We start from the raw sequence: 17,241 nt of genomic DNA on the forward strand, positions 1-17,241 counted from the left end.
ATGTCATCACGCCTTCCCCTGCTGCGCCAGGAACTATCGATCTCAGTCGGGCCGCGCCTGGCCGACGGCCAGCCCAGCTGGACGCTGCACGACCCGGTGCGCAATCTGTTCTTCCAACTGGACTGGCCCAGCTTTGAAATGCTGAACCGCTGGGGCCTGCACGAGCCACAAGCCTTGCTTGCACAGGTCAACCGCGATACCACCTTGCAGCTGGAAGCAGGAGATCTCGAACGATTGCAGGCCTTCCTCGCAAATCAGCAACTCCTGCAACCAGCGCTTGGCGCTGCTGCGGAACTGGCCGCCATGCGCGACCGCCAGCGCGGCAGCTGGTACGAATGGCTGCTGCATAACTATCTGTTCTTCCGCATCCCGCTGCTGAAGCCGGATCGCTGGCTTGGCAGGCTCACACCGCAACTGACCTTTCTGTTCTCGCCGCTATTCCTCTGGCTGACGCTGGCCGCTGGCGTGTTCGGACTGGCCGGTGCCTACCGCGAGTGGGACCGTTTTACCGCAACGCTGATGGACACCCTGAGCTGGCAAGGTGCGCTTCTGTACGGCTGTGCCGTCACCTTCGCAAAGATCTGCCATGAATTCGGACACGCACTGACGGCCAAGCGTTACGGCTGTCGCGTACCGGCCATGGGCATCGCCTTCCTGGTCATGTGGCCTGTGGCCTACACCGACACCAACGAAGTATGGAAATTGCCGCGCCGCGAACAGCGCCTGGCAGTCGCAGGTGCCGGTATCGCGACAGAACTGATGATCGCCGCATGGGCCACGCTGGCATGGGTGTGGTTGCCGGACGGAGCACCGAAACAGCTCGCCTTCCTGCTCTCCACTACCACCTGGATTTCGACCGTGGTGATCAACGCCAGCCCGTTCATGCGTTTTGACGGCTACTTCCTGCTGTCGGATTATCTTGGCATGCCCAACCTGCACAACCGAGCGTTTGCACTGGCACGCTGGGATCTGCGCGAGCGCCTGTTCGCGCTGGGCGACCCAGTTCCCGAACCTTTTCCGCCGCGTTTGCAGAAAGGGCTGATTCTATTTGCCTGGATGGTGTGGATTTATCGCCTGGTCGTGTTCCTAGGGATTGCCGCGCTTGTCTACCACTTCTTCATCAAGGCCGTGGGCATCCTTCTGTTCATGGTGGAGATCAGCTGGTTCGTCGCATTGCCAGTGTGGCGCGAGCTGCAAGCGTGGCGCACGCGCTGGAGCGTCCTTCGCCATAGCCGCCGCGCCAAACGCAGTGCCGTCGCTTTCCTGTTCTTGGCGGGCCTGTTCCTGGTACCGTGGCCGAATCGCGTGCTGAGTTCGGGGCTGCTGCAACCGAGCCAGCGCCTGGCGCTGTATGCACCGGGTAATGCAGTCCTCGAGGCGCTGCCGGTAAAGAATGGCCAGCAAGTAGCAGCAGGCATGCCGCTGCTACGCCTGTCTACGCCAGAACTGGCGCTTCGCGAAGGTGAAACCACTGCGCACCAGGATGCGCTGGCCTGGCAGTCAGCAGCAGCCGGCCTGGACACGGCAAGCCGCAAGGACTGGCAGGTTCTGCATGACCAGCTGGTTTATGCCAATGCAGAAAGCGCGACTGTGGACTCGGACCTGCAGCGCTACCGTCCAGTGGCGCCGAATGCCGGCGTGCTGGTCGATATCGACCCTGACCTGCGCCCTGGCGACTGGCTGAAGGGCCAGGAATACCTGGGATCGCTGATTACGCCAGGGCGTTGGCAAGTTGTCACCTATATCGACGAAGAGGCCGTGCGACGTATCGCCAAAGGAGATCGTGCGCTGTTCATTGCCGACGGCATGTCCGGGCCCGTGGTGCAGCTGAGCGTGTCGAGCATCGACCGCGATGCCAGCCGTACCTTGGGCGAGCCTGAGTTAGCTGCAACGTTTGGTGGCGACGTGCTGGTGCGGGAGAAGGCTGGCGCGCTGTATCCTGAACATGCTGTGTACCGCGTGCTGCTCGTGGCGGATGCTGAACTGCCTCCGACGAATCCGGAATGGCGCGGCCATGTCGCCATTGCCGGGCAATGGGAGGCGCCTGCGTTGCGCTTCCTGCGCACCGCAACCTCCGTCGCTTGGCGCGAAGCGGGCTTTTAATTGAGCGTCGCCGTCCATACTGACCAATCGGCCAACTGTGACGCTGACCGCTTGATCAAATGGCGTCCATAAAGTGACGAAACCTTGGTCGAGCAATTTGAATAATAGTGACGCGCCTGTACGTTCAGACGCCTCCCCCGCAGGCATTGGGCGCCGCGAGGCTCGGCCAAACCGCCGCAAAGACTAACGCGGTCACCACCGTGCGCCCTAAGCCGATTACCTTAACCCGTCCGAAATACCAATGGCTTTGAGCACGAACGCCTGTTCATCCATTACGCCTTCAGACGTTGTGCCGCAACCGCTATGAGTTTGTTGATCAAGAAAGTAGCGCATCGTCGCAAGTAACAGTCCGTCGCGGCGATCCCAGACGGTTATGTCGACGGACTCGAGATTACTTTTGGTGTCCTTGGGATCGATCCGAGATACCTTGTATTTCACCAGAACATCGGCGGTCGACTCTGGAACACCGAAGTAAGATGCAGAGTTGTCTCCATCGTTCTGGCGGCGAATGAACGGATGAATCCCGTTCGTTGCAGCACCTTCAAGCTGACAGCACCGGACCTCAGTGAACCTAATCGACTTGGGAAGTCTCGGAGGGTCTACTCGCAAATTCTGAGCAGCACCCCGAGCATCCAAGGTGAAATAATTGATCCGGGGTGGGTACGTGGCAGGTTCCCAATCATATGCGAGCGACTCCACAGTCGATGCTGGTTTGGCAATGAAGCGCGGCCCCACGTCTTTGCATACCGCTTCGAGCTTAGGTGAGTTGGGTTTAAACGAGTTGAAAGCGATGACGACGGGTATGCTCGCCAACGCGACGATATAGCCCACAGGCAGTGTTAGGCAAGCAGTGCCGATGGCGGTCGACCGTTTCCCCTCAGCGCAAAGTACAAGCGAACCCAACGAAGAGAGAGCAATCCACGAAAAGCCGAAGATCCACACCTGGAACATTCCCTTTGCACTGCCGTCGCCGGCGGCTAGGAACGAAAAGAAGAACAGAACGACGCAGTTCAGGATCGCGATGAGGAGGACGACAATATATGCCATGAGGCGCTAGTGTTGATGCAAAACGGCCTATGGTGCCATGTGACTGTTGGTAAAGCAATATTAGCTCAAGCGCCGATCGTTACCTTGCATCGCGTTCTCACCATCGGCAAATAGAAAAAGCCCCTGAGGAATCATGAGCTTGGCGGTGTTTTTTTAACCGGGTGCTGCGCTATGCAGCCTGACGGGAAACCTCGACGAGGATGCAGCGACGGCGAAGCGTCGTCTGCCGGAGGCGCCTGATTCAATGCAGACGGCTCCGCTTTTGCGCATACATTTGTTCGTCTGCCAGGAGGACGTAGTACGACAGGGTCTGGTTCGCAGATGAATCGACCAGCACGACGCCGGCACTGATCGAGACGCAATACGGCCGCTCCTGCATCAAGTTGAATGCACTCAGGTTAGCCTCGATACGCGCCAGGATGACCCCTGGCTGCTCGTCGTCCAGGGTATATGCAACAAATTCGTCGCCGCCGAGACGTGCAACAACATCGGCATGGCGAAACGACTGGCGGAACACAAGCGCGGCGTCCTTGATCATGGCATCTCCGGCCTCATGCCCCAGTTGATCGTTTACACGCTTCAGGCCATCGATATCTGCGAAGATCACAGCACTCTTCGTACGCTTGCGGCGCGCAAGCTTATAGATCTGTTCGGCCTGCAGGAAGAAGCCGCGCCTGTTGTACAGACCTGTCAGCACGTCGGTCAACGACAGCATCCGCATTTCGCTCACCGCTGCGTCCCTTTGCTGCAATTCTTCCGCATGGCTTACTGACGTGTCAGCGATTTCCTGGCGTTGTTCGCGTAGCAGCCGCTCGAGTGAAGTCTGCGACTCGATTTTGCCCAGCGCTGCCCCAGCCAACTGCAAAATGTATGAGAGCGTGCGTTCGTAGGCGTCCTGCGTCGCCGTATCCAAGTCGTGATCCCAACTGACTGCGAGGACCACCGCAGCGGCGTGCGCGGGCACGGCCAGCACCAGCCTGCGCGGCCCCCTGTATTCGAGCTGCTGTTCATCATAGGACTGGGCGTTCGCAGCCTCTACCGCGTCGGCGGTCATACGCACGGCGGCGCGGTATAGCGGATGGTCTGTGCCGGCCGAACGCGCAATGCCGTGGCTGTCGAATTCGACCAGTTCCGTCCGGTCGCTGCGCAGGAGCAGCAAGGCCGAATCGAACCGGACAGTCTCCGCCAGCGCGCGGCCGATCAGTGCCAACGAACCTTGCGCCTCGTCGGTCTGAAGCAGGTCGCGCGCCAGGGTCAACAACATGCGCAACTGGGCTGGTCCGAGCTGCCGCGTTTCCACCCGATCCTTTCTCATTGGGCATCGCCCTCCATGCTAGTCCTCCACCTCGTCTGTCGTCGGCGGCGCATTGGACGGGGTAATAGCCTCCGAGACCAGTTGATCGCTACTGGGGGCTCGGCGCAACAACGGCTTGTCGAGCACTCGCGCAATCACGTCCGAGGGAACGCGCCTGTATTCCATGTATTTCTGTGCCAGCGCCCGGTTGCGCACCGACTCGATGTTGATGCCGCGCGCCACCGCCTTCGCGGTACCAATGTCAGAGCGCCTTTGCCGTTCGTTCATCTCGGTCCCGATATGCTAAACATGTTGATGCTTCATGACTTCCGGTTCCCCAGCCACAAGGCGTTCTTCGCTTTTGCGGCCTGCACTGAGTGTATTCCTATTCCGGCCCATGCGCCGCCCACTTTCCTGGTCCTTCAAGTGTTGTTTGCTGAGTGGCACCGCCGCCTCGTATTGGCCAATCAACTCATCAACCGGCAGAGCTGACACGTTCCGTGAAAATCGCTAGGTGTTCGTCTGAAAGACCTGTATATTGGATTCACCGCGTATTCAGCACCGCTAAAGAATTGCCGGTTTCTCTCCTGTCTCGCCTATCTTGGCGACTCCCGTCTGATTCCCTCATCTGTTGCCCCTGCTCGTTGGCGCGTATCGCCGGAAACGGCCCGACTCTACATCTTTTGAGGTTATTTGATGACTACCCAAACCGGAATCGTTAAATGGTTCAACGAAGCCAAGGGCTTCGGCTTTATCACCCCAGACGCAGGAGGACCAGATCTGTTCGTCCATTTTCAGGACATCCAGGCTACTGGCTTCAAATCGCTCGCCGAGAACCAGCGTGTCTCGTTCGAGCTCAGCCCCAGCCCTAAAGGCGAAAAGGCGACCAACGTCAGTCCTTCCTGACAATCTGCGCTGCCTTCCGTTCGCGCGTGTGCTGGACCTTCAACCGCTTTTCCCACCAGCCATAATCTGACAAGGTTTCCTTGGCCACCTCCACGCATCGCAAATAGTCGGGGACGGCCTTGGAGCATGGCGGGGCCGGTGGTTCAATGCCCTGGGAGGTGCAATAGCGTACTGCATCCTCCAGGTCGCCGTCATTGAGCAAATCCCGGCACGCGGTCGAGTGAATCAGTGCAAGGTTCATGTCCCTATCCAGAACTCACCAATCGCCTGGAAAAGCGCTGCAGGAGACGCTGGCCGCAACGCTCCAGCGTGGCAAAGGTCGGCTGCCGCATCGCGGTAGAGATCGGTCCGGTCATGTACGCTGTCACCAGTCCGGCCAGCGAAAGCTGCCGCCAGCTTAAGGAGAGACGGCCTTCAGCCACCCACTGCAGATACCTCTTCATACCGGCGCTCCTTCACGATCCTGGGTCTACAAGTTGGGGTGGTCCTCAGCAAACGCGATCGCGTCGCACAGTTGGCCATACCGATAGCCTCCATACAGGAAGTGGCCCTCAATATAGGCGATGCCATGCAGTTTCATCATGCTTTCGTCTTCGTCGGTTGGGTGATATGCCGCCACCCAGCTCGGTTGGAACGCATCATCGCGCAAGAAGCCGGCTTTGGCGTGTTCTGCGACTGCGTAACGCAAGGCATCCCGAAATACATCGTAATGGTGCTGCCGAAATGCATACCGCCTCCCATCGAACGAAATCTCAAATTGTGCCGCCAGGCTTTCATCCGATTCCTGCTGCATATTTGTGTCGCGCGTGCTTTCCATGACCTTCCCCCCTGAACTATCCCGACTCCCATTCATTACGCAGATCTGACGCCGGGCCTTTAACATCGCGTCGGTGTTGGCGTCCTCTCGGGATCCGAACGCCTCGTCCGGGAAGATAATCGTTCGCCTGATGCTGTCCGGCCATTGAAGGCTGGTGCAGTCCGATGATGGCGGCATATGTTTGAGTATGGCAGTCGAGGCGTACTTCAGTGCTCCGTCCTGGCACCTGAACTCAGCGCACCTGAGCAGGATATTCCACCCCTGGAACCACGTTGTTGAGTGTTGGCGCATGGCGCCCTCCTTCGCTCGCGTTCAGGAACAATCTCGGAAAGGTGGCGGCAACGAGCAAGCCTTCCTTCCCGGCGCTGCACGCCAACGGCGTGCCAAACGCATGTGCAATACCAATTCAGGACGATTATGGGCTTTGACGCGATTGCGCTGTCAGGCAGCAATGCTGAGGAAGACCGGCACGAAACTCGATATTGGCTAGGTACCTGCTTACCCAATATACGCCCACAAACGAAATTCACCTAATGAATTCGGCAGCCAAGACGAGCCGTGCAAACGGGCCATTGCCGGATATACTGGAATGGTGGATTCGGGCGCTGGGAGGAACCGATGGAGAGCATGCTGCAGTGGAAAGTCTCCTATTGCCGCTCAGATGGGAGCACCGGCCTGGTCTTCATCGCGCTGCCCAGCGAACCTCTATGCACTGACCTGATGGACTCCATTCTTCAATGGGATACGGATCGCGCATACCTTCACCCAGGCGCGCTGCCAGAAACCGATCGGTTTGCGCAAGCGATCGCATTCTTTGAGTTTAATCACATCACAAATATGCGCGTGAAGTCACTTGATGACCAGATAGACTCTACGTCCGACGCCTAGTTCCCGGCAACATACGGCGTCAGTACAGCGCGAAACTGGGACCCGCGTCTATGGCAAGCGATGGCGTCGGCAGGATCACTTTGGGAGGATGTATGGAACTGCTCGAAACAGAAGACATTGCCGAGTTTCGGAAGATTTTGCGCAGGAGTCGCTTACTTCGTGCAGACTTTTCTCTCAGCGCTACGGACACAACCGATCCGAAGACTGATGAAGTGCCGGCATTGCAGGGTGAATTGACGGTGCGACGAAAATCGACCGGACAGACCAAACAATACCTGATCAGTGACAGCACCTCGTGGCTCGACCTGTTTCGCAATGACATCAAGAGCGGCGCGTTTATTGGACAGGATTCTTTGCAAGTGCGCTATCCGGCAAGTTGGCCGCACAAGACCAGCCATTAACGTGCGCTCTGCCCCAGCCTATTCTGCCCATCGAACCTGGCTGCATAGTACAGAATTGTGCCCAGCATCGATGCGCGCCGGTCGCCGACACGCATCGCTCGGCGCTTTAGCGCTCTTTGACTCTGCTCCCGGCGTGGTATCAGTGCGCCCACTAAATGCCCGCAATCGAGCATGGGCCAATGCACTCTTGGCGCCAGGCAGCGGAAGCGGCGGCACCGAGCCCGCAACGGAGCCGCCCCTTGGCGCCGATGCAGGTAGACTCGAGCAATCTCGCACCAATGGACGAATGTGCAGTCATGACAACTGACGGTCCCGGGTGATCCCATCGTTGCAAACTCTAATGCCTTCGTCATATTGGGTCCTCCTTGCAGGCCTCTTGCTCATCGCAATGATGTTGGGCGGGACGTTGCTTGGGCGTCTCCCGCTGAGCGGAGCCATGATTTACCTCGCAGTTGGCTACGTGCTTGGTGTGGCGGGGCTTATCACCCCGGACCCGATCCGCCATGCCGGGGCTCTGCAACTGGCGACGGAAGGCGCCCTGCTCATTTCGCTCTTTTCGGTCGGCCTTAAGCTGGAGCTTCCATTGCTGGACCGTCGTTGGCTCGCACCTTTCCGACTTGCCTTCGCAGCGATGGCAATGACCGTGGCGCTCATCGCTGTTATCACTGTCTATGGGTTCGGCTTGTCTGTTGGCGCCGCGATCCTGCTTGGCGCAATTCTGGCACCTACGGATCCTGTGCTCGCATCGGCGATTCATTCGGAGTCAGGACCGGCGCCCGATCCGACCCGCTTCAGTCTCGCCGGAGAAGGCGCACTCAACGATGGCACGGCATTCCCCTTCGTTCTACTGGGCTTGGGTATCATGCAGCTGCATGATCTCGGGGAATCCGGATGGCGTTGGTGGGTTATCGACCTGCTCTGGTCAACCGCCGGCGGAATGCTGATTGGGGCAGCCGTCGGCGGCATGCTCGGCACACTTGTGATCTACCTGAGAACGCGACACCAAAGCGCAGTCGGATTGGACGAGTTCCTCTCGCTTGGCGTCATCGCGGTCTCGTTCAGCCTGGCACAGTTGGCATTAGCTTCCGGCTTCTTGTCGGTCTTCTTCGCCGGTTTAGCGCTGCGACGCGCGCGAGACTTTCCCATCACCGGGACGACGCCGATGACGCGGAGCGCGGGCTTGGAAGCCTCGCCCACCAATGCGTCAACCCATTCCCATCATGCCAGTGGCGTCATGACCCGGGCAGTACTGAGCTTCAATGAGCAGTTGGAGCGTCTCGCCGAGCTGGCAATTGTATTGATGATCGGCGCCATGCTGCCTTCGATGGTCCTATTTAGCGGATTGTGGTGGCTCATCCCAGCGATCTTCTTTGTTGTGCGCCCCGTGTCGGTCGTGCTTGCATTTGCCGGCTCCAAAGTGCCAACGCACCAGTTGGCAGCCTTGAGCTGGTTAGGGATCCGAGGGATCGGGTCTATCTATTATCTGATGTTCGCCATCCGCAGGAACATCGACGATGGGCTCGCTCAACAGCTCGTCACGTGCACCCTGGCTGTCGTTACGACATCAATCATCGCGCATGGCATCACCGTTCTACCACTGTTGAAATGGTACGCATCCCGTAACCGCGGAGCCGCAAAATGATATGCTATAACTAAGGCGGAACCCACGGGGATTGGCGTTGACGAGAATGAGTTCGCCACTGCCGCTCTTTGTACCGTACTGCCCTTGAGGACAGGTGGCTTGCGATGAATACGTTACTTGAAAAAGAGCGGAGGCGGGATTGGCGTATGGCCGAGCTTGTACAGTACGGCATGACGCTGCGCGCTGTTATCGGCCTAGCGGAAGCCCAACGATACTTGCTCTCCCGCTGTGTTCCCCAGGCGGTGGTCGATCGCGCTTTGAATGCCGTCGGACCTCGGCCATCCATGCCGACGCGCATCGCGCAGGAATTGGAACGGTGCCTACTCACCAAACCCGTTCGATCCGTGCTGGATTAGCTGGGCATAGACTTGGGCAGCACCTCTCCCCTATAGGTCGAACCTCTTCTTGGTTTCAATGGTGGCCCGATCGCTCCAGCGGCCGCCGCGCTGAAGTGTAAATCTTAACAGCGATCTGTCGTGGTACACGGCCCGCAGAAAATGACCATAAGCCTGGTGTGAATTGCCGCGCTCATACCGAGCGATCCAGGCATTCTCGGCCGTGCGGCGGCCCCAGGCGTCGTACCGCTCATCTCCACGTCATTCATGGCCAACATTTTACGCCGCAATGAGAATGCAGAGACGGCGAAGCGCCGTTTGCCGGAGGCGCCAGATTCAATGCCGGCGGCTCCGCTTTTGCGCATACATTTGTTCATCTGCCAGGAGGACATAGTAAGACAGGGTCTGGTCCGCGGATGAATCGACCAGCACGACGCCGGCACTGATCGAGACGCAATACGGCCGCTCCTGCATCAAGTTGAATGCGCTCAGGTTGGCCTGTTGTACAGACCTGTCAGCACGTCGGTCAACGACAGCATCCGCATTTCGCTCACCGCTGCGTCCCTTTGCTGCAATTCTTCGGCATGGCTTACTGACGTGTCAGCGATTTCCTGGCGTTGTTCGCGTAGCAGCCGCTCGAGTGAAGTCTGCGACTCGATTTTGCCCAGCGCTGCCCCAGCCAACTGCAAAATGTATGAGAGCGTGCGTTCGTAGGCATCCTGCGTCGCCGTATCCAAGTCGTGATCCCAGCTGACTGCGAGCACCACCGCAGCGGCGTGCGCTGGCACGGCCAGCACCAGCCTGCGCGTCCCTCTGTATTCGAGCTGCTGTTCATCATAGGACTGGGCGTTCGCAGCCTCTACCGCGTCGGCCGTCATACGCACGGCGGCGCGGTATAGCGGATGGTCTGTGCCGGCCGAACGCGCAATGCCGTGGCTGTCGAACTCGACCAGATCCATCCGGTCGCTGCGCAGGAGCAGCAAGGCCGAATCGAACCGGACAGTCTCCGCCAGCGCGCGGCCGATCAGTGCCAACGAACCTTGCGCCTCGTCGTTCTGAAGCAGGTCGCGCGCCAGCATCAACAGTATGCGCAACTGGGTCGGCCCGAGCTGCCGCGTTTCCACCCGATCCTTTCTCATTGGGCATCGCCCTCCATGCTAGTCCTCTGCCTCGTCTGTCGTCGGCGGCGCATTGGACGGAGTGATGGCCTCCGAGACCAGTTGATCGGTACTGGGGGCTCGGCGCAGCAACGGCTTGTCGAGCACTCGTGCAATCACGTCCGAGGGAACGCGCCTGTATTCCATGTATTTCTGTGCCAGCGCCCGGTTGCGTACCGACTCGATGTTGACGCCGCGCGCCACCGCCTTCGCGGTACCAATGTCAGAGCGTTTTTGCCGTTCGTTCATTTCGGGCCCGATATGTTGAACATATTGATGCTTCATGACTTCCGGTTCCCCAGCCGCAAGAGATTCTTCACGCGTCATAATCGCGACGCCGTCACCGGCACTCTGGGCCAGCGCAGGGAAAGAAAATTTCAGTCCAGCATTATCAAGGTGCTTCGCCTGATTTGCGGCCTGCACCGAGTGTATTCCTATTACGGCCATGCGCCGCCTACTTTCCTGGCCCTGCAACGCAGTCAGCTGCCAGAACTAACAAATTCCGTGAAAATCGCTAGGTGTTCGTCAGAAAGGCATGTACACTGGACTCACCGCGTATTCAGCACCGCTAAAGAATTGCCGGTTTCTCTCCTGTCTCGCCTTTGTTGGCGACTCCCGTCTGATTCCCTCATTTGTTGACCCTGCTCGTTGGCGCGTATCGCCGGAAACGGCCCGACTCTACATCTTTTGAGGTTATTTCATGACTACGCAAACCGGAATCGTTAAATGGTTCAACGAAGCCAAGGGCTTCGGCTTTATCACCCCGGACGCAGGAGGACCAGATCTGTTCGTCCATTTTCAGGACATCCAGGCTACTGGCTTCAAATCGCTCGCCGAGAACCAGCGCGTCTCATTCGAGCGCAGCCCTAGCCCCAAAGGCGAGAAGGCTACCAACGTCTGTCCTTCCTGACAATCCACGCATCCTTCGACTCCCAATACAGGTGAGCCACATGTCCATATGGCGAATTCAATACCAAGACGATCATGGAGCGCATCAAGAATGTTTTGGGGAACGAGACGGCCGGCCGAGTCCTCATGAAGCCATGGAGATCGTGGTCCAAAGCCTTATTCTGGCTGCACACACCGGCATGAGCGCTGTACCAAACTTGACGCTGCTATCGGCAGACGCGCTTTCCGAATTTCGGGTCCACTTCATTTCACCAGTTAGCGCGATTTCCCAGACCAACCGAGAAACCAAGTGCCCGCCCGAACGGTAGTAAATGACAACTGGACCTTCAACCTTTTGGCTCATGTTCTTCATCCATAGGTCGCCAAACACCTGACAAAGCGCTGAAGGGGGCATGGCGCAACAGTCGCTTCGCCTGGACTGAAGTTGAATGCGGGACCAGCCTCGCCAAGGCGCTACGTTCAGCCTGAAATACGTCCAGCGTCAGGATGGTCAGCTCACGCGTGTATAGCGCACGATGGCCAAGGACGGTTCAAAGTCTCCAAGGTCGGCACGAACTGTCCTGCGCATCGCGTCAAGAGCTTCCGGGGGGCCGAAGCGGCCTCCCATTGCCGCGTCATCATCCCCGTCGTCAACCCAAGCCAGCAGCGGAAGCAATGTGCCACGAAAGGTTGCAGCATGAGGGAACGATGGGTCTAACAACGTGCAAATATATCGTCACCGTGACGATCGTCATGTGCGTGGTCACCAGTCAGATCAGCGAAAGCGGCCACCAGATTTAGGCGAGAAGACCTTCAGCCGTCTACTGCAGACACCTCTCCATGCCGGCGATCATTAGCTGGGGGGATTACCAGTTGCCTTGCAATGGACGGCCCGAAGAGATAAGCCGGCTTCAATGTATGCTGGAGTTCCCGCTCGATCAAATTTATAGGCATTCGATAGAAGCGCCGCACATACCCACTACATTTCTTTTAGGTAGGGACTTGTGCAGGATCGACGCCAACACATTCACTCGCCAGACGCGGCTCAAGCAGAAAGTGGTAACTCATTCGGTTCGTCTTCATCTGTCCGAACTTCGACGATCTCTGCGCGCCGTCTGATCAAGCTGGATGCGCGTACACACAAGAGGCCGAACGAAGACCGCTTTGATCAGAGTCATCCGCAGACCATATGACACAGCCGTGCGCAATCCTGCCGTTGTGCCAAAGGCAACTCTAGTTAGAAGGACGATGGACATCTGTTGAGCAGTAACTTGGTCAACGCGTCGTTTCTTTTGCATAGATCCCATCCATCTTCGGAACGCATTTCGGATGAAGCCTTTTTGCAAGGCTGGAATGCCGAAGGACTCCTTGCGCCAGACAATAAAGCATGGCGCCAGCCAGAGCGCCTTCGTTCAACAGCTCTTGGCATGTAGGTGAACGTATCGAGAGAACTCATCGCGTCACCCGTAACTGGCCAGTTGCCGCGCGAAGCGCCGCAAGGGGCGCGGCCCACAACGCTCCGCATCAGTGCACCATCGTTGCAGGCGGGCCAACAGTTGCTCTTGCGTTTCAGACGAGCGGTCCCACAGCGTTTCAAGCGTCTTCTGCGCCATATGCATTCGATGAAGACGTTCACTATGCGTCAACACCCGTTCGAGATCCCCGCACTGCGCACCAGAGAGACGGCATGGCGCTTGCTGCAACAACCCCTTGGCTTGCTGTAGGTCTGCCCTCGATATCAAGTTCGCCATTCGCGGACGCTCAGCCTGAAAGACCGCTTGTTTGAGCACAGTCAATTCCCGCATCAGGACCGCGCGATGTCCCAGAACCAATTGCAGCGTGCGCAGGGTCGGCGCGAACTGGCCGGCACAGCGCGTCAATGGAACGGGCGCCTTGCGCAGTGTTGCGAGACGCATCAATCCCATCAGCCTGATATAGACCCAGCCGACGTCCACTTCGAACCAGCGGACGGAGAACTTTGCCGAGGTAGGAAAAGTGTGGTGGTTGTTGTGCAGCTCTTCGCCACCGATCAGTACCCCAAACGGCAAGATGTTAGTCGCGGCCTCTTTGCATTCGAAGTTGCGGTAGCCGAAATAGTGCCCGAGACCATTGACCACCCCTGCGGCCAGAAACGGAATCCACATCATTTGGAACGCCCATAGCGTCAGCCCCGGAATTCCAAACAAAAGTAGTTCAATCACCAATAACAGGCCCACGCCTTGCCAGGTATAACGCCCGTAAATTTTTCGTTCCATCCAGTCGTCCGGACCACCTCCCCCATAGCGCCCAACCAAGCCGGGGGCGCTAGCCGCTTTCCGGTAGAGCTCAGCGCCCCGCCACAAAACTTCATTAATGCCCTCTTGTAACGGGCTGTGCGGATCTCTTGCTGTTTCGCAGTGCGCATGATGACACCGGTGTACCGCCACCCACTCCCTCGTCACCATCCCCGTGGTTAGCCATAGCCAGAAACGAAAGCAGTGCGCCACAACTGGATGTAAGGTCAATGCGTGATGCGTTTGGCACCGATGCAGGTAGATCGTCACGGCGACGATCGTCGCATGCGTCATCGCCATTCCGACCAGGATCAATTTCCACCAGCTCCAGGCCAGCAATCCCCCCATCAACCATTGCACGGTTTCTCCCATCACGCAGATCCTTTCAACTTCACTAAACTACAGCCCCGGATGTGCGATGGCGTAAGTGACCGCATCACGCAACTGGTCGTACCGATAGCCGCCGTAATGAAAGCGCCCTGTTGCAAAGACGATGCGATGCTGACGCATCAAGAAGTCCTCCGCGTCTGTCGGGCGATAAGCGCTCCGCCAATTCGGCCGAAAGCCATCATCAGGTACGAACCCCTCTTTGGCATGTTCAGCGATGGCGTAGCGTAAAGCATCGCCAAAGACATCGTAACGATATTGCCGGAAGGTGTACCGGAGCCCGTCGAAAGAAATCTCGTACTGTTCCGCCAGGAGCTGGTCCGCCGATGGCTTGCGCAACGTGCCGTCAACGCATTCCGTATCCCCGGCCCCACCAGCGACAATGCCGCTTTCCATGGCAATGATTTCGCGCTTGGCGCGCGAAGTGGCGGCAACATTGGCATCCTCTCGCGTATCAAAGGCCTCCTCGGGGAACACGACGGAACGTTTGCCGAGGTTCCGGAGAATAGCAGTCGACGCGAACCTGCGCACGCCATCCTGGCAACGAAACTCGGTACATCGCAAGACGATACGCCATCCATGGAACAAGGTGTCTTCCCGCCATCTCATCGCGCACTCCTTCGCTCGCGTTGGTGAAGGATTAGTGAAATGAGGTCGCGACGAGCAAGCTCTCGTTTCAGGCGAACCACGACTTAGAGAGGAGTGTAGGCCATACCGCCATCCTGGTTAGTCCCGGGAATTAAGGCTGCCCGGCGCCAATCATTGGTCAAAGAAGCGTCATGCCCCCACTATACGCGCAGCGTACGAAACCACCTATTCATTTCGGTGGCCCTGCGTGCCTTGGTGCTTCATGAACTCAGCCTCACTGGCAGCGTTGCGCTCTTCGCGCGCGGCAATGGGATCGCCGCCGCTATCAATCCGGTTTGCGGCGCGCTCGGCGTCAGTGTGCGGCCCTTCGGCACCGGTTTCATGCGTGTCATCGTCGCCCGGAGGATGCAGCATGTCCTTCAACATGGCACTTAGTTCAGCAGCATCCGGGGCCAACCCGCGCCTTTTCCTCTGATGGATATAGTGTTGGATTTCGGCTTCTTGTTCGGCGCTCAAAGGCAACCCGTGGAAAGCGGTTTCTGGTTCATTGCTGTGCACGATATCTCTCCAGTCCGGCATGACACCAAGTCTACGCTCTATTCCACAACTATTGGAAACCGATTTCGCTGTCCATGAGCGAACTGCGTTTGCCTGGCTAACTTGTTAGCGACAAGGCATGGTCGCGTGGTTGCACCAGATTGAACTCGGTGATCCGGGCAAGTATCCGCTTTGTGATTGCGCGCGGGGTCGCATTATCGAATGTGAATGCGGCAAATTTGTCCCCGCCAACACGTCCCACCACGTCGGCCTGCCGAAAGGCGCTACGAAAGAGCCGTGCTGCTTCGCGAATCAGGTCGTCTCCCGCAGCGTGGCCAGTTGGTCATTCACATTTTTTAGTCCATCGACATCGGCGAAAATGACGGCGCAGGCAAGACGCTGGCGGCGGGCGATCAACAAACACTGTTCCGATTTGGCGAGAAAACCGCGTCGATTCTGCAGGCCCGTCAGTTCATCCTGAACGGCCATTTCACGTGCTACCACTGCCTCACTCTCACTGATTCTTAACTCTTCGACGAGCCGCGATTCTGCCGCCGCATGGGCCTCGTGCTGTTCATGAACCAGTTCGTCACACTTCAGCGGATGCCACAGGGTCGTGAGCCGAATGCCCGCCAGTTCGGCGATAAGCGGGAGTACAGTGCACGCTCCGCGCTGGATAAAAGAGCCCGCGGGCCGGTCCAGCGGGACTTTCTCCAACATCTTCCTTAGTTTGCGGCATTCCTGATGGTTCATTTCCAGGAATTTTTTCTTTCCGGGAGGATCGAGGTAGTAACAACTGTCGCCGCCCCCTCGATTGCTGATCAATAAAACACCGTCAGGCTTCAATGACGACAAATTCTGATAGATGGATCGTAATGCGGCTTCGACGTTTACGGCATTCATCAAAGCCTTTGCAATCCGCAACAGCATCATGAACTCATTCTTAGACGGTTGGCGCGCATCACCAGAAGGCGCCAGGCTTCCATTCCTCCGAAGAGTCCGAGCCCCGAACACATCTGGGTTCGGGCTCGTTATCGCTCCGAGTTTTTCCATGATGTGTGCCCTCACAGATGGGGGGTGATCTGTCCGGCACTTTGCGGAAAGCCCGCGAACCGAGCGGAACGTCAAGGAGCACAGTGCCCCCGGACAGGCAATGCCCCACACTAGCACGTGGCACATTCCAAGTCGATTGCTGCTTCTTATCGAACACGGGTGCATTGTAGGCACGCTCCGGCTCACTCAATGTTCCTGGCGCGCTCGCTGTCGTTGGAGGCAACGGGCAATGCCTGAGCTAACCACTTCAGTTCCCCACTGCCTTGCGGACCAACAATGATCGCGGTGCAACAACGCTGTAGCATTTACAAATCAGAGAGCCGGCGCTAAGCTAGAAGTTCAGCCGAATACATTATGTCATCTTCGAAATAGGACAAAGGAGACGCAGACGTGCGTGTGTTGACTGCCGCAATTTCGGTGGTAAAAATTCAGATCGATCCGCCTGCTGAGGGCGGACAGACCACCGTGCTTGTTTATCAGCACGTGAATCGCAAATCACTGGTACCTTGCCAACCAGAGACGAGCTATTTTGTTGTTTCGGATGGAGAAGAGAGGCGTATCGCCAGAGCACCAGAATGGGATGAAGCACTTGGTGGTTTTGAGAAAGCGTTTTGGGATGAATCCGGAAACGCTTATATTGCTTCGGATTCAATGGGTAAGATCGATCGCATCTTTCCGTCCCCTTCAATGGGCCTCTCTACTTGTTTGGATGCAGACCGCCTCGACCTTCGATAAGCGCTTCCAGCCTTCCCACCAAGAGCGCATTCGTGCCCAAGCATCGAAATAGCCAGCTTTTCTCACACGTGGCCACGGTGACTTAATGAAGGGCGGCGTAATCACCCGCTATAGGTGCATTCTGTCGACATCGGCAATACCATTCCATGAAGAGATAAGACTTGCTCACCGTTCTGGCGCGATTCGACGA

At 57.6% G+C, this 17,241-nt stretch carries 18 protein-coding genes and 1 pseudogene; 7 read left to right on the forward strand and 12 right to left on the reverse strand.

The features are described from left to right. On the forward strand, positions 1-2,103 hold the full coding sequence (locus ACN9MW_RS18180) for an HlyD family efflux transporter periplasmic adaptor subunit (protein ID WP_426161863.1): 2,103 nt from the start codon (positions 1-3) through the stop codon (positions 2,101-2,103). 216 nt (positions 2,104-2,319) lie between these two features. On the opposite strand, the gene ACN9MW_RS18185 is transcribed toward ACN9MW_RS18180, so the two are convergent. From ACN9MW_RS18185 to ACN9MW_RS18195, 3 genes are all read right to left on the reverse strand, one after another. After that, complete coding sequence (locus ACN9MW_RS18185) at positions 2,320-3,150, reverse strand: hypothetical protein (RefSeq protein ID WP_426161865.1); 831 nt, start codon at positions 3,148-3,150, stop codon at positions 2,320-2,322. A 241-nt stretch (positions 3,151-3,391) separates the two neighbouring features. Continuing rightward, positions 3,392-4,465: a diguanylate cyclase domain-containing protein gene (locus tag ACN9MW_RS18190; protein ID WP_426161866.1), complete on the reverse strand. Its 1,074-nt coding sequence runs from the start codon at positions 4,463-4,465 to the stop codon at positions 3,392-3,394. 18 nt (positions 4,466-4,483) lie between these two features. Further along, positions 4,484-4,732, reverse strand: a complete 249-nt coding sequence (locus tag ACN9MW_RS18195) for a hypothetical protein (protein WP_426161868.1) — start codon at positions 4,730-4,732, stop codon at positions 4,484-4,486. A 408-nt stretch (positions 4,733-5,140) separates the two neighbouring features. Here ACN9MW_RS18195 and ACN9MW_RS18200 point away from each other — a divergent pair, with 408 nt between their 5' ends. Next, the gene (locus ACN9MW_RS18200; protein ID WP_426161869.1) at positions 5,141-5,350 is read left to right on the forward strand and encodes a cold-shock protein; all 210 of its coding nucleotides are present in this window, start codon (positions 5,141-5,143) and stop codon (positions 5,348-5,350) included. Here the strand turns inward: ACN9MW_RS18200 and ACN9MW_RS18205 are convergent. The 3 genes from ACN9MW_RS18205 to ACN9MW_RS18215 are packed head-to-tail and all read right to left on the reverse strand — an operon-like array spanning position 5,337 to position 6,167. Then, positions 5,337-5,591: a hypothetical protein gene (locus tag ACN9MW_RS18205; protein ID WP_426161871.1), complete on the reverse strand. Its 255-nt coding sequence runs from the start codon at positions 5,589-5,591 to the stop codon at positions 5,337-5,339. The two genes, ACN9MW_RS18200 and ACN9MW_RS18205, sit on opposite strands and share 14 nt — an antisense overlap. 4 nt (positions 5,592-5,595) lie before the next feature. Next, positions 5,596-5,793, reverse strand: a complete 198-nt coding sequence (locus tag ACN9MW_RS18210) for a hypothetical protein (protein WP_426161872.1) — start codon at positions 5,791-5,793, stop codon at positions 5,596-5,598. A 26-nt stretch (positions 5,794-5,819) separates the two neighbouring features. Then, the gene (locus ACN9MW_RS18215) at positions 5,820-6,167 is read right to left on the reverse strand and encodes a hypothetical protein (protein ID WP_426161873.1); all 348 of its coding nucleotides are present in this window, start codon (positions 6,165-6,167) and stop codon (positions 5,820-5,822) included. 618 nt (positions 6,168-6,785) lie between these two features. Here ACN9MW_RS18215 and ACN9MW_RS18220 point away from each other — a divergent pair. The 3 genes from ACN9MW_RS18220 (at position 6,786) to ACN9MW_RS18230 (ending at position 9,098) form a co-directional block, all read left to right on the forward strand. Then, positions 6,786-7,055, forward strand: coding sequence for a hypothetical protein (locus ACN9MW_RS18220; RefSeq protein ID WP_426161874.1), 270 nt, complete (start codon positions 6,786-6,788; stop codon positions 7,053-7,055). 92 nt (positions 7,056-7,147) lie between these two features. Beyond that, positions 7,148-7,456, forward strand: coding sequence for a transcriptional regulator (locus ACN9MW_RS18225; protein WP_426161875.1), 309 nt, complete (start codon positions 7,148-7,150; stop codon positions 7,454-7,456). A 436-nt stretch (positions 7,457-7,892) separates the two neighbouring features. Then, complete coding sequence (locus ACN9MW_RS18230; RefSeq protein ID WP_426161876.1) at positions 7,893-9,098, forward strand: cation:proton antiporter; 1,206 nt, start codon at positions 7,893-7,895, stop codon at positions 9,096-9,098. A gap of 823 nt (positions 9,099-9,921) precedes the next feature. Here the strand turns inward: ACN9MW_RS18230 and ACN9MW_RS18235 are convergent. After that, positions 9,922-10,572, reverse strand: a complete 651-nt coding sequence (locus ACN9MW_RS18235; RefSeq protein ID WP_426161878.1) for a hypothetical protein — start codon at positions 10,570-10,572, stop codon at positions 9,922-9,924. Positions 10,573-10,590: 18 nt separating this feature from the next. Beyond that, positions 10,591-11,013: a hypothetical protein gene (locus ACN9MW_RS18240; RefSeq protein ID WP_426161879.1), complete on the reverse strand. Its 423-nt coding sequence runs from the start codon at positions 11,011-11,013 to the stop codon at positions 10,591-10,593. A 277-nt stretch (positions 11,014-11,290) separates the two neighbouring features. Here ACN9MW_RS18240 and ACN9MW_RS18245 point away from each other — a divergent pair, with 277 nt between their 5' ends. Continuing rightward, positions 11,291-11,500 (forward strand): cold-shock protein, encoded by a 210-nt coding sequence (locus ACN9MW_RS18245; protein WP_426161880.1) that lies wholly within the window; start codon positions 11,291-11,293, stop codon positions 11,498-11,500. 1,438 nt (positions 11,501-12,938) lie between these two features. Here ACN9MW_RS18245 and ACN9MW_RS18250 read toward each other — a convergent pair. The 4 genes and pseudogenes from ACN9MW_RS18250 to ACN9MW_RS18265 form a co-directional block, all read right to left on the reverse strand. After that, positions 12,939-14,123, reverse strand: coding sequence for a DesA family fatty acid desaturase (locus tag ACN9MW_RS18250; RefSeq protein WP_426161881.1), 1,185 nt, complete (start codon positions 14,121-14,123; stop codon positions 12,939-12,941). 27 nt (positions 14,124-14,150) lie between these two features. After that, the gene (locus tag ACN9MW_RS18255; RefSeq protein ID WP_426161882.1) at positions 14,151-14,747 is read right to left on the reverse strand and encodes a hypothetical protein; all 597 of its coding nucleotides are present in this window, start codon (positions 14,745-14,747) and stop codon (positions 14,151-14,153) included. Between the two features lie 204 nt (positions 14,748-14,951). Further along, positions 14,952-15,284 carry a hypothetical protein gene (locus tag ACN9MW_RS18260; protein WP_426161883.1) on the reverse strand — a complete coding sequence of 111 codons (333 nt, stop codon included), beginning with the start codon at positions 15,282-15,284 and terminating at the stop codon, positions 14,952-14,954. 97 nt (positions 15,285-15,381) lie between these two features. Beyond that, a pseudogene (locus tag ACN9MW_RS18265) lies at positions 15,382-16,481 on the reverse strand (GGDEF domain-containing protein). A 225-nt stretch (positions 16,482-16,706) separates the two neighbouring features. On the opposite strand from ACN9MW_RS18265, the gene ACN9MW_RS18270 reads away from it, so the two are divergent. Continuing rightward, on the forward strand, positions 16,707-17,051 hold the full coding sequence (locus tag ACN9MW_RS18270; RefSeq protein WP_426161884.1) for a hypothetical protein: 345 nt from the start codon (positions 16,707-16,709) through the stop codon (positions 17,049-17,051). Positions 17,052-17,241 lie beyond the last annotated feature (190 nt).

The organism is Pseudoduganella sp. R-34 (assembly GCF_049904655.1).
Taxonomy (GTDB): Bacteria; Pseudomonadota; Gammaproteobacteria; order Burkholderiales; family Burkholderiaceae_D; genus Rugamonas.